This window comes from Vibrio sp. 10N.222.49.A3 (assembly GCF_041475145.1).
GTDB lineage: Bacteria > Pseudomonadota > Gammaproteobacteria > Enterobacterales > Vibrionaceae > Vibrio > Vibrio tasmaniensis_A.
Genome location: NZ_JBFRVM010000003.1, coordinates 12,541 through 24,889, shown reverse-complemented (window position 1 = coordinate 24,889; position 12,349 = coordinate 12,541). Strand labels below are relative to the sequence as shown.

Annotated in this window: 11 protein-coding genes and 1 pseudogene; 4 read left to right on the top strand and 8 right to left on the bottom strand. The window is 42.9% G+C overall.

Going from position 1 to position 12,349, the window contains the following annotated elements; genetic code table 11:
- The first annotated feature begins 130 nt into the window (after positions 1–130).
- Positions 131–1,657, top strand: coding sequence for a sodium/proline symporter PutP (gene putP / locus AB4589_RS00195; protein WP_017097211.1), 1,527 nt, complete (start codon positions 131–133; stop codon positions 1,655–1,657).
- Positions 1,658–2,097: 440 nt separating this feature from the next.
- Complete coding sequence (locus AB4589_RS00190; RefSeq protein ID WP_017097212.1) at positions 2,098–2,268, top strand: hypothetical protein; 171 nt, start codon at positions 2,098–2,100, stop codon at positions 2,266–2,268.
- Positions 2,269–2,330: 62 nt separating this feature from the next.
- Here the strand turns inward: AB4589_RS00190 and AB4589_RS00185 are convergent, their stop codons facing one another.
- A complete protein-coding gene (locus AB4589_RS00185) occupies positions 2,331–2,501 on the bottom strand; it encodes a hypothetical protein (RefSeq protein WP_009845996.1) in 171 nt (56 codons plus the stop codon).
- A 279-nt stretch (positions 2,502–2,780) separates the two neighbouring features.
- On the opposite strand from AB4589_RS00185, the gene AB4589_RS00180 reads away from it, so the two are divergent.
- Complete coding sequence (locus AB4589_RS00180) at positions 2,781–3,269, top strand: Lrp/AsnC family transcriptional regulator (protein WP_009845995.1); 489 nt, start codon at positions 2,781–2,783, stop codon at positions 3,267–3,269.
- Positions 3,270–3,377: 108 nt separating this feature from the next.
- Here the strand turns inward: AB4589_RS00180 and AB4589_RS00175 are convergent, their stop codons facing one another.
- Together AB4589_RS00175 and AB4589_RS00170 are read right to left on the bottom strand one after the other, a co-directional pair.
- On the bottom strand, positions 3,378–4,082 hold the full coding sequence (locus tag AB4589_RS00175) for a DUF445 family protein (RefSeq protein WP_372099063.1): 705 nt from the start codon (positions 4,080–4,082) through the stop codon (positions 3,378–3,380).
- Between the two features lie 297 nt (positions 4,083–4,379).
- Positions 4,380–6,230 carry an ABC transporter ATP-binding protein gene (locus AB4589_RS00170; RefSeq protein ID WP_372099062.1) on the bottom strand — a complete coding sequence of 617 codons (1,851 nt, stop codon included), beginning with the start codon at positions 6,228–6,230 and terminating at the stop codon, positions 4,380–4,382.
- A 566-nt stretch (positions 6,231–6,796) separates the two neighbouring features.
- Here AB4589_RS00170 and AB4589_RS00165 point away from each other — a divergent pair.
- Positions 6,797–7,771, top strand: a complete 975-nt coding sequence (locus tag AB4589_RS00165; RefSeq protein ID WP_371694814.1) for an arginine deiminase-related protein — start codon at positions 6,797–6,799, stop codon at positions 7,769–7,771.
- Positions 7,772–7,921: 150 nt separating this feature from the next.
- On the opposite strand, the gene AB4589_RS00160 is transcribed toward AB4589_RS00165, so the two are convergent.
- The 5 genes and pseudogenes from AB4589_RS00160 to AB4589_RS00140 all read right to left on the bottom strand — a co-directional run bounded on the left by AB4589_RS00160 (position 7,922) and on the right by AB4589_RS00140 (position 12,190).
- Positions 7,922–8,554, bottom strand: coding sequence for an esterase/lipase family protein (locus AB4589_RS00160; protein ID WP_372099061.1), 633 nt, complete (start codon positions 8,552–8,554; stop codon positions 7,922–7,924).
- 132 nt (positions 8,555–8,686) lie between these two features.
- A pseudogene (locus AB4589_RS00155) lies at positions 8,687–8,770 on the bottom strand (AraC family transcriptional regulator); the annotation flags it as partial.
- Entirely contained in the window at positions 8,764–9,309 is a 546-nt protein-coding gene (locus AB4589_RS00150; RefSeq protein WP_009845990.1) for a mechanosensitive ion channel family protein, read from the bottom strand. The gene AB4589_RS00150 and the pseudogene AB4589_RS00155, both read right to left, overlap by 7 nt.
- Positions 9,309–10,244, bottom strand: a complete 936-nt coding sequence (locus AB4589_RS00145; RefSeq protein WP_371694815.1) for a CorA family divalent cation transporter — start codon at positions 10,242–10,244, stop codon at positions 9,309–9,311. Before AB4589_RS00145 ends, AB4589_RS00150 begins: the two co-directional genes overlap by 1 nt.
- 323 nt (positions 10,245–10,567) lie before the next feature.
- Positions 10,568–12,190 (bottom strand): phosphoethanolamine transferase, encoded by a 1,623-nt coding sequence (locus tag AB4589_RS00140; RefSeq protein ID WP_372099060.1) that lies wholly within the window; start codon positions 12,188–12,190, stop codon positions 10,568–10,570.
- Between the last annotated feature and the right edge of the window lie 159 nt (positions 12,191–12,349).

Here is a 12,349-nt window from a genome sequence, read left to right as displayed (position 1 = left end):
AGCACTTTTGGTTTTTTCCATTGTTGGGTTTTCTCCATCTTTGGATTTAATTCATAGTGCATTGGAGCCTCAATACCTAACTCAATGCACTCGCTTGCCTTTACGGTGAGTGTCTTGCATTGAATTAGGCATGGAAGGCTTTCTACAAAATGAGGACTATCAAATGATAGAAAACAGTTTTGCAATAACGACGACGTTCATTGCGTATCTAATTATGATGCTAGCGATCGGTGTTATTGCTTACAAACGTACATCTAACTCAACAGACTACTTCCTAGGTGGTCGTTCGTTAGGCCCATGGCCTGCTGCACTTTCTGCTGGCGCATCAGACATGAGTGGTTGGTTGCTACTTGGCCTGCCAGGTTACGCTTACGCTGCTGGCTTTGAAGCATTTTGGCTTGCTGGTGGTCTACTTGTTGGTACTTGGGCAAACTGGTTAATCAGTGCAAAACGTCTACGTACTTACAGCATTACGACTGAATCACTGACGCTGCCTGAGTTCCTATCTCGTCGTTTCAATGATAATTCTAAGCTGATCCAAACAATTTCTGCTTTCTTTATCCTTTTATTCTTCCTTTTCTACACAAGTTCAGGCTTGGTAGCAGGTGGTAAATTGTTTGAAACGGTATTCGGCCTTGATTACACAACAGCGGTAATTATCGGTACAGTCTGTGTAGTTTCGTACACTCTGTTTGGTGGTTTCCTAGCGGTATCTTGGACTGACTTGGTTCAAGGTCTACTCATGTCTGCAGCGCTATTGATTGTACCAATCGCGGCAATGAACGGTGGCCTAGGTCAGCTTTCTAGCGACCTACACAACATCAACCCAGAGCTGCTAACGCTATGGAATGATGCGAAGGGTGAGCCACTGTCTGCTATTGCGATCATCTCACTAGCGGCATGGGGTTTGGGTTACTTCGGTCAACCACACATCCTTGCGCGTTTCAAAGCAACACGTAGTAATAAAGACCTAACAACAGCGCGCCGCATTGCCGTTATCTGGACTGCACTGTCTATGATTGGTGCAATGCTTGTGGGTCTTGTTGGTCTAATCTATGTGACGAACTCTGGCGCACCTAAGCTAGATGATGGCGAGAAGATCTTCATGCTTCTTGTGAACGCGATGTTCCACCCAGTAATCGCCGGCATCCTACTTGCTGCCATTCTAGCGGCAATCATGAGTACTGCGGATTCACAACTTCTTGTTTCTTCATCTGCAATGGCAGAAGATCTGTACAAGCAAGTTTTGAAGAAAGACGCAACGTCAGAAGAGATTGTTCGTGTCGGCCGTTTCGCGGTTATTCTAATTTCTCTTGTTGCTCTTGTTCTGGCGATGACACCAGACAGCTCAGTACTTGGCCTTGTATCTTACGCATGGGCTGGTTTTGGTGCTGCATTCGGCCCAGCAATCGTATTAAGCCTATACTGGTCTCGTATGAACCGTAACGGCGCTCTAGCGGGTATCGTGGTTGGTGGTGTTACGATTGTTCTTTGGAAGCAGTTCACGGGCGGTTGGTTCGATGTGTACGAAATCGTACCGGGAATCATCCTATCGACGCTTTCTATCGTTATCGTGAGCCTAATGACTGGCGAGCCTGAAGACGAAGTTAAGAAGCAACACGCTGAGTTCGAGAAGAACCTAGTTGAGCTAGACTAATTTACATTGTAAAACATATGTGAATTAGCAAAGAACGTTAGCTAAAAAGCAATTGTAAAAAGAAATTGAAAAATAAAAGCAATAGAGTCACTTCGGTGGCTCTATTTTTTTGTCTGGGCACTACCTTTGTCTTATAAAAAACCAGTAGGATACAGAAGAAGCACGGCTGTTATGAGGTTTACAATGTAAATCGAAACCAAATGATAGAAGGGAAATAAATAGAAGATAAAGGCTTTTCATAGCGCTTGATGTCAAAAAATAACCGATAAAATGGCTATTTTTTGAACTTGGCGCTCACTTTTGTTATTAGCTCGGTGAATTATTACACTGAATTGGACATCATGTGTCAATTATCAGTAACCACTAAAGACCTATAGGACAAAGGTATGCCTGATCTCTATTGCAAAGGATGTAAAAAAACAACACTACATAAGTCTATAATGAAACGTTGTGAATCTGAGCCTGAGACAACCTCTGGCCGTATGATGCAATGGACGTCAAAGCTATTTAGTGGAAACCTGTACTACGACATGGAAACTCAACACTTCTGTCGAACGTGTAACTGTCGTTGTGAAACAGGAACTGCAGTTCCCCAAGTTGGTCTGGCTTAGATTGTAGTAAGTGCTTACTAACTTAGATTTAAAAACCTCCCTAATGGAGGTTTTTTCGTTTTTTATGCCGCTTTTAGTGAAGGTTCTGCCTCGACGACATTACCATCAATCTTAACTTCCCAGCCATAGTTTGAGTATTCACTTGCGAGTGCTTGGGCAACATCTTTTGATACCGTTACGTGTGTCCATGAACCGATTCCGTAAGGTTTATATGCGAGTTCTTGCGTTTTCATAATAGAGTCATCCTTTCTCTTTGAGAATTCTATTATTCACTTTGGCCTATATCCTTTCTTTCGTTTCTGGCTCAACTTATTTGTTAATCGGGTCATTTCTATAATAATTTGTTAATAACTGGAGTTTGATTTATAAGGGTTGTTATCGCTCCGTTCGGTTTTATATTTAACGTGAATAGGAATGGTCTATTTAGTTTTCTAAATGTGTGAGCAAGGTTTTCTTCGATTGCTCTTAGTATGGAATATACTGAGCGCAATCTAGAATGTTTAAGGAATATTATGTCTCAGCATCAACTCGATCGTATCGATAAAGAGATACTAAGAATTCTGCATATGAAAGGCCGTTTGCCCGTTGTTGAACTAGCGAAACAGGTCAACCTAACAACTTCACCTTGCTCTGATAGGTTGAAGCGATTGGAAAAAGTGGGCTACATCACTGGTTATCATGCTGAGCTTTGTTCAGAAAAGTTGGGGCTCGATGTCCAAGTGTTTATCCATATTCGCCTCGATCAAACCAGTTTTTCAATTTTTGATAAATTTGCCCAAGCGGTTGAAACGATGCCTGAAGTCGAAGAGTGCTATTCGCTGTCGGGGGATTTTGACACCATGATCAAGGTTCGAGTAAAAGACATGAAGGCGTACCAAGCGTTTATGGCAACGAAATTGGGTACCCTGCCAGGTGTGATTCAGACACGCAGCGAAGTGGTGATTGAAGAACACAAGAAGGGCTTTGGTGTTAACCCTGAGTTGTTGGCCACCATAAAATAGTGACCGGCTTTGCCTTACCAAGGTTATTTAGATATAAAAAATGGAAGCCAATAAGCTTCCATTTTTGTTGAACGTCAGATAAAGAGCAATCGGATAAACTTCTCCGCCTTACAGCGTAATTGCGGCAGAGATTAAACCAATCACACCGCCGAATACCCCACCCCAAACGACCAACCAACCAAGGTGTTTCTTGATCATGGTCTGAACCATCTCTTTAACCAGTTTTGGTGTCAGTTCATTCAAGCGCTGATCGATGATCGCTTCAATGTTCTCTTTGATTTCATCCATCATCGCAGGTGATTCAAGTTCATCCTTGATGGCATTTTTTACCGAATCACTCTTGCTGATTTCAATCACAGACTCTTGCATCTTCTCAACAAATGGCGCCTTCATTGGCTGTAGTGCTTCTGTGCCACCAACCATCGCCAACATGCCACCAAACTGTGAGTTTTCGATAACATGAACCAGTGAATCGAATGCTGGGTTAAAGTCGAGCTTTTTAATTACGGGCTCTAGATTGAGCGATTTTCCGGTCATCTCACTGCTAAGGAAGCGGTCGATGTTACTTTCAGTAAAGAACTGTTCCATCATTAGTTGCTTGATTGCAGCCTTGAACTCTTCAAAGCGTGCTGGAATAACACCAGAACCGTATAAGCCGGGTACTTTTTCGAACAACATGTGAATCGCAAGCCAGTTGGTGATAGCACCAGAAAAGGCGAATAGGCCTGCATAAAGCAAGTATTGGTTTGCTGTCGCATAGCCGCCAGCAAGCAGTGCTAACGCAATAACGTTAGTTAAGACACTTTTGTTCATGGTTGATCTCTAGAAAGAATACTGCGCGCATTTTAAGAAAAAAACGCCAAGAAAAAAACAAAAGGATCGATGAAGTTTATGGGACAAAGGAAAACAGATGAGAAAGGGACGAAGATCAACAGGCATAAAAAAGGCTAGCCTCCCCCCGAAGTCTAGCCTTATTCCAGAACGCGCAAGCGAAGCGTCATTGCTGTTAATGTCATTATATGATTACGACATAACATTCTGCCATGTGTAATTTACCGCCAATTAACATTTTGGTGTGAATTACGCCGCACTTTTAAAATGGAATATAAATTAAGCGCTCGTTGTCTGTTCAAGATCATCACCAATAAAGCCACCAGTCTGGTGATTCCACAATTGAGCATAGATACCATTTTGGTGAATCAGCTCTTGGTGCGTGCCTTCTTCAACGATATTACCTTGGTCGAGTACGATCAAACGGTCCATTGCTGCAATCGTCGATAAACGGTGTGCAATCGCGATAACCGTTTTGCCTTCCATTAGTTCAATCAAGCTCTCTTGTATCGCAGCTTCAACCTCTGAATCGAGAGCTGATGTTGCTTCATCTAGAACCAACAGCGGAGCATTCTTCAGAAGTACACGTGAGATAGCGACACGTTGACGCTGCCCACCAGAAAGCTTAACGCCACGTTCACCTACTTGAGCATCGTAGCCAACGTTACCAAACGGGTCAGTTAGCGTTTCGATAAACTCATGAGCGTGTGCCTGTTTGGTTGCGGCATACACTTCTTCATCTGTTGCCTCAGGACGACCGTAAAGAATGTTGTCTTTGATCGAACGGTGCAGCAGTGAGGTATCTTGAGTCACCATGCCTATGTTGCTACGCAGAGAATCTTGCGTGACATCTGAGATCACTTGGTCATCAATCAGGATGCGACCACTTTCTACGTCGTGGAAACGCAGTAGCAAGTTAACTAATGTCGATTTACCTGCCCCTGAACGGCCAACCAAGCCGACTTTTTCACCCGGTTTAATGTTGAGGTTAAGGTTGTTAATCACACCCTTATTCTCACCGTAGTTAAAGCTCACGTTGTCGAAGTTGATACCGCCTTGTGGAACGTCCAAAGGTTTCGCATCTTTTTTGTCTTCGATAGCAATGGGCTTAGACAGTGTTTTAATACCATCAATCACGGTACCTAGGTTTTCAAACAGACCACCTATTTCCCACATGATCCATTTCGACATGCCGTTAATACGCAGAGCTAAGCTGACCGCAATCGCAATTGCACCTACGGTGATCGCGTTATCTAGCCATAGGTAGATAGAGATACCGGCAATGCTGAACACCAACAAGTAGTTAGCGAATTCAACGCAGATGTTGAAGCCAGTAACCAAGCGCATTTGGCGATGGACTGTGTCTAGGAAGCCTTCCATCCCTTCTTCTGCGTACTCGGTTTCTCTTTTACTATGAGAGAAAAGTTTGACCGTAGCGATGTTGGTGTAGCTATCCACAATGCGACCCGTCATCAACGAGCGAGCATCCGCTTGTTCTGAAGACACGTCTTTCAGCTTTGGTACGAAGTGCAGTTGAATGCCAACGTAAATGAACAACCAAATCAACATTGGAGCCATTAAGCGCCAATCCGATTCAGCGAGTATGAACAGCATCGCTGTAAAGTAAACCGTCACGTAAACAAACACATCGACCATTTTGGTCACGGTTTCACGTACCGCGAGCGAGGTTTGCATCACTTTGGTCGCGACACGCCCGGCAAAGTCATCTTGATAGAACGACAAACTTTGCTTCAAAAGGTAGCGGTGAGCTAACCAACGAATCGACATTGGATAGTTGCCTAGCAAAGTTTGGTGAAGCAATAGCGAATAAACACTGATCAAGATTGGCATCACGACCAACAGCAGAACGCCGAGCCCCATCAGTGTCGACTCGTTGTCTGCCAAGAAAGTGTCCGGGTTGCTGGTTGATAGCCAGTCAACCAGTTGACCCATGTAACCGAACAGCGCAACTTCGATGATCGCGATGGTCATGCTCATCAATCCGAGCAAGATCAACGGCTTTTCAAAACCTCGTGTGTAATGGCGGCAGAATGCCAGTATTCCAGTAGGAGGTTGTATCGGCTCTCCCTTTGGAAAGGCTTCAGTAAAGCCTTCAAATTTCTTGTACATAGTTTTCCCTTTATAAGCTACTGCATCTTTGATGCTAGAGCATCGTGATGTGCAGCTTTGTTTTTATAGTCTTGATTTGAATTTTTCAGTTTTAGTTTGAAATTATATAAGTGCCAACGCGTTCTTATAAGTATTAAGCCATTCGATAGATTTTTGTTTAGTTCTTATGTAAGTACTTGGTTTAAGCGACACAGAACACTTCCAAAGAGTGTCTTTCATGAAGCTAATTTTAGATTGAATTAGACAGGAAAAGTTAAGCTTATTTCAAACGTAATTGATGGTTATGCAACGGTGATAATCCTAACGTTAAATGGATTAAATTGTAATCAAAACTCGTGTGGAGCTGAAAAATGAAATGAGAATATTTATCCAGAAAATTCTTTAACGAATATGCATACAGTTGGTTCTTTCTGATGTGTTGTTATCTTGCAGTAAAAATTACCGACTAATCTAAAATCTGCAGTAATTACTTGGGATAAATATTCAAATCATTGTGATTTTCAGTGAATTTTGTCGTAACAAGTTGTTTACAATTCTGAGGTAAATAAAAGATAGGGACGGTTAAAATGTTAAACCTACACAAAAAATCACTGCATATTACTAATGTTCAAAACGCAAATTGCGTTGTTATGGTGCCGCCAAAAGAATTTAAATTTAACGAAGAAACAGCCCGTGATAACGAGTTTCAGCACAGAGTCGATCTGACTGAAGCTGAGGTAAAGCTAGAAACGATGGCCGAGTTTAAGGCTATGGTGGTTTCGCTACGTAAAGAAGGTGTGCAAGTTGTAGAGTTTGATTATCCGGAACTGGGTGTTGAAACCCCTGACGCAGTGTTCCCAAACAACTGGTTCAGTACTTGTAGTGATGGAAGCCTATTCACTTTCCCTATGGCGTGTGAAAACCGTCAAAATGAAGTTAAGCCGAATGCACTTATTGAAGCGTTGGAAGCGTCTGGTCGCATTGTTAATCACAGTGAGTCTATGGAGTCGTACGTTGCTCAAGGTTCTTATCTAGAGAGCACTGGCGTGATGGTGATCGACCATATCAACAAGACCATTTATGCTGCGCTTTCACAACGTTGTGACCGCGAAGTATTGGAAGATTACGCGAAGCGCATTGGCTATTCTCGCGTGGTCTCGTTCCAAACGGCATTACCGTCTGGTCAACCGATTTACCACACCAATGTGATGATGGCGATTGGTGATAACTTCTGCGTGATCTGTGATGAAGTGATCCCAGAGTTTGAGCGCCGCTTTGTTGTGAAGTCTCTTGCCAAAGACAAGCAAGTTATCTCTATCTCAATCGATCAGATGAATCGTTTTTGTGGCAACATCCTTCAGCTTGAAACTGTGAATGGCGACAAGGTGATCGCGATGTCTCAATCGGCTTACGATGCGTTTTCTCCAGCTCAGTTAGCTCAGCTTTCGACGCACGGTAAGCTACTACCATTTAACGTGAGAACGATCGAAGACATCGGCGGTGGTTCGGTGCGATGCATGTTGGGTGAGGTGTTCCTACCAACGCGAGTGAATCGCTTGTAACAAGTATAGAAAGTATAACAAGCACTCACTTTAGCAATGAATCTTTGAATACCACTCTTATTGCAGAGTGGTATTTTTGTTTTTGTCTATCACAAATAAGAGAACAGAGCTCGATACAGGAGTCAACGCGCAAAAGCTAACTCGAATAAGCTATGAAGCGTCCTTAAAAGCTCTGTGTTCAATGAACTGAGCTGACAGTGTTACGACTTCCTTGGAGTAGACAAGCGCTGTGTGGTTGAGTTTGAGGGCGTAAGTATCAGTGGCTCCTCTCAGGTTGGCGTCTTCGAGTGTTACTGTACCATCGCCAGGATTTCTTCCCAGAACAATTCGTCCAACTCCGGCGTCGTAAGTGCCGGTAATGACACCAATCGGCACATCAATGTCGTAATCACCCAAGCCATCACTTAAGATCATTTTGCTCGAACCGAATATAAAGCCAAGACCATGATTCGACAGTGTTTTAGCGATAGTCGCGCCATTGTGCGGTGTGCCTGCGGTAATAATGCAGGTGTCGGCGAAGTGTGGTTGGTAGAATTTAAAGTAATGACGAATCAGCAAGCCACCCAGTGAGTGACCGAAAAAATAGACCTCATCATACTCATTAAAACGAGCATTCACGAAACGATTGAGATGTTTGGCTGCAGAAGGGAAACGCAGCGAGTTGTAGGCAAACTTGTGCGTTGTAAAGCCGCGTTTTTTGAAGTTTCTATCCAGATATTGCATGATCAACGCAGGCATATATAGACCATGAATTAAAACTATATGTTTGTTTTTATTATTCATTTTTGTCCTCCGTCTGATGGTATCTCCAGTATATTTAGTCGCAAATCTAAACTCAATAAAACTTGCGGCTAATGGGACACAAAAGACAGAGCCTTCGCTATAGAAAGAATGTGCGTTATAGACAAAGAGTGGTTACTCCGATCTCACTCCTCCATACACATCAATGGTTAAGCCACCTTCTTTGGCATAGGTGTTCGGTGTTAGGCCTGTTACCTTATTGAAGCTTCACTTTTTGCTTCAGGTTCAACCAAAACCTTTATCACGCCTTTTTGTAAAATCAGGTTGTTGGGGTAGGTGATAATGTTACCCGAACTGTGTCGAAGAATAACGTGGAACATGGTGATATCGATGATCACACCGCTGATGTCTTCGTCTTTCTCCGCGACTCTTACTCTGTCGCCAATGCGATAAGGGAAGACGAAAAATATTAGTACGCTGGCTGTGAGGTTACTTAGAATGGACCATTGCGCGAATAAAGCGACACCCAGTACCGCAAATATGGATGATAAGAACAGCGAAATATCACCAAAACCCAAGTTAAGAACAATCGTAAACACAGCGATGAAGAGTAGAAACAGAACAATATTGAAACACTTAATCACGAACTGCTTTCGCTTCAATTCGACACGCTTATTTTCCGCTAATGTTTCTATCCAGTTCTTACCTAAGCGTTTGATCACCCAATACACAGTGATAAGAAGTAAACCTAAAACTACTTGTCTAAGCCACATATTGGATTGCAAAAACTCAACCATTAAATAAACCTCAATTTTTTCAAAATAACGACCTCTGCCGCTACGACCACGAGCAGCCCAATGCAAAATAGTGGAAATGCTATTGGGTTATCTGTTCCGGGTATCCCAGCGATATTGACACCCAGTAAACCGGTGAAAAACCCAGCAGGGAGGAAAATACCTGCAATGATAGAAAATAGGTACGTATTTCTATTCATTTTTTCAGCTTGTTGCTGACTTAGGCTCGCTAAAAATACATTAATTTGTTCGATGTAAAACTCAACAGACTCGTTAATTCTCAGGATGGTATCAAGGCTGTTCTTTATATGACTGTTGTGCTTACTCAATGGTGCAGGTAGGTCACTCATTAAATCTTCAAAAACGTATTTCTGTGGCTTCAAATAACGCCTTAGTCTGAGTAGCCTTGAATGTAGAGCGTTAATGGATCTTATGTCGATATTGGATTTAGATTCTAACTCGTCAATTAATAGTTCGACGGGTGCTAGGAAGGTTGAAATACTGTGGTTGATTCCACGGATCATGCCCAACAACACATCAGGTAATGATGTAGGGCCTTGGTTTTGAATGAGATCAGATATCAGATTACTGACCGCTTTTGAAGGAACTTTACGTGTCGATATTAAAGTGCCTTTGTACCATAAGATGCGTAGGCTAAGCATGTCGTCAGGGTTAGCACCTTCGTTTAGATTAATGCCTCGCAGAATCATCAAAAAACAGTCGTGGCCAAACTGTTCGAACCGAGGGCGGGTGTCATCGGTGAGTAATGAATCGATGATGGCATTTGGAACCGTATTACTGTGGAGCCATTCTCTCAAACCGTCAGCATCTCTTTGGCAGTGATACCAAGTTGATTGCTCGAATGAGGCTGGGCTGGTGGTGTGTTCATGTGCCACACCCTCAGAAAATTGCCAGCTTGAAATTATGAAAGCGTCCATTCATTTGTCCTTAATGATATGACGTAAACATTGATATTAGGCGCCATTCAGGTGCCGTATTGAACTGAGCTTAATCTTGGTAAGCTCAATGAGCGATGTGAGTGAGATTAAGTCTAATAAGACAGGTTGGTCTTTGGAGCACGACGGACTCTTCCATTATTGTGTCTATTAAATGTAGCTCATTGTTTCGTCGTTATAAATTAGCACTCTGGCTCCATGTTAGCGACGAAAAAAAAAGACCGAGGTCTTTTCTTTTTAGGGGAAGTTGAGGAGAGCTTGCTCAGGCAACTTGAGTTTTCCGATGGTTTACATAAGCAAAAGCACTAGCGACAAGAAGCAAAAATATCTTGGTTCTCTCGATATTCTTTAGTTTGTACGTCCATTAGACCAAGCAGTGAGTCAAACAGATTGTCTTGGGAGAAGCTCTGTTCTTTGCCTGCCTTTCTCAAGCAGGTTTGGTTTATCCCTTTCTGCTCGGCAAAACCATCAGACATCCACACGATCATAGGCACATGGGTTTGCTCTTTCGGTGCCAATGAATAAGGCATGCCATGTAGGTAGACGCCGTTTTCCCCTAAAGATTCACCATGATCGGAAATGTACATCAGCGCCACGTTGTACTTATCAGTGAGTTTCTCTAGCTTTTGAATAGCCTGTGAGAGAAAGAAATCTGTGTACAAGATGGTGTTGTCGTAGGTGTTAACCACTTGCTCTTTGGTGCAGTTTTCAATATCAGCGCGAGCGCAGTCTGGCGTAAACTTCTTATGTTCGTCGGGGTAACGTTCAAAGTAAGTAGGCCCGTGAGACCCCGAAATATGATAGAAAATGATGCTATCTTGCTTGAGTTCTTGAGTATCTTGTTCGAAGTTCTCTAGCATAGCTGTGTCGTAGCATACGTCGTTATTACAGAATGGATCGCTGTCCTTTGCGACGAGCGTCATCTCTTTGATTCGGTGTGCGACCGTCTTGTCTCCCCCATCATGCTCTCGCCAGATAGAGTGAATGCCCGCGCGGTTCATAATGTCGACCACGTTATCTTGGTTGTAGGCTTTGTCGCGATCGTAGTTGCTGCGATTCATGTTCGAGAACATACATGGCACAGAAACCGCGGTGGCTGTTCCGCACGACTGAACATCAGAGAAAAATATCGGGTTGTAAGGCTTGGTATGAGCGTTGGTTTCTCTCTCATAGCCATGATATTGGTAGTTGTACACGCGTGCGGTTTCACCAAGAACAAACACTAATAATGTTGGTTTGGTTGCCGCTTTGGCTTGTGCTGTTTGCTTCGCATCTAACCCTAACTCTTGATAAGGGATGGGCTGTTTTATGTAGGTGTTATTGATATATTTAACCGTTGATGACACATACTCGGTCGGGATGATCATCTTTTTGATGTGCGAATGATTACGACCAATCGATACGTAATCTTTGTAGAAAAGCCCGGCAATAATGGCAATGACGATCAAGGAGGAGAGCAGCCCAATCGATTTCCAGACAAAGAAATCTTTCCAAGATTCTTTTTCAAGTTTGGTGAACAACAGGATGATCGATGGAATACCGCCCATGGCAAGTAACCATAAGATGGAGTGGGTACTTACATAGCTTGCTGCTTCACCACTATTGGTCTCAAACACATTCTCTATCATCCCGTAGTCGACGAATATGCCGTAATTGAACATGCTGTAGCTGACTAAGGTTGAGGTGATCAGTAATAAGATGAAAAACGGTTTGGAGAATATCGGCCAATTAAAGACTTGGAAGATGAAATTAAAAGCAGCAAGGAAGAAGATCTGGATGGATATAAGAAACGCGATACTTTCAGACTTTGATGCCTGAACAATACTAAACAGTTCTAGGGAGAGAGGGATGTTGATGATAAGCAGATAATACACAGCCAACACAAAGGGCAGCTTGTTTATCGACATGTTTAAGCTTGGTAGATTCATAGGTCTTTTTTCCTGCGTATCTTATCTCTTTATTTTAGTCTCGCTACCAAGAAAGCTCTAATATCAACGCATAAAGCTCAAATAAGTAACGGTGAGCGATAAACTGGCAAAAGTGACATGACGCGATAGGTTGTGAAGATACAAAAAATTCACTTTACT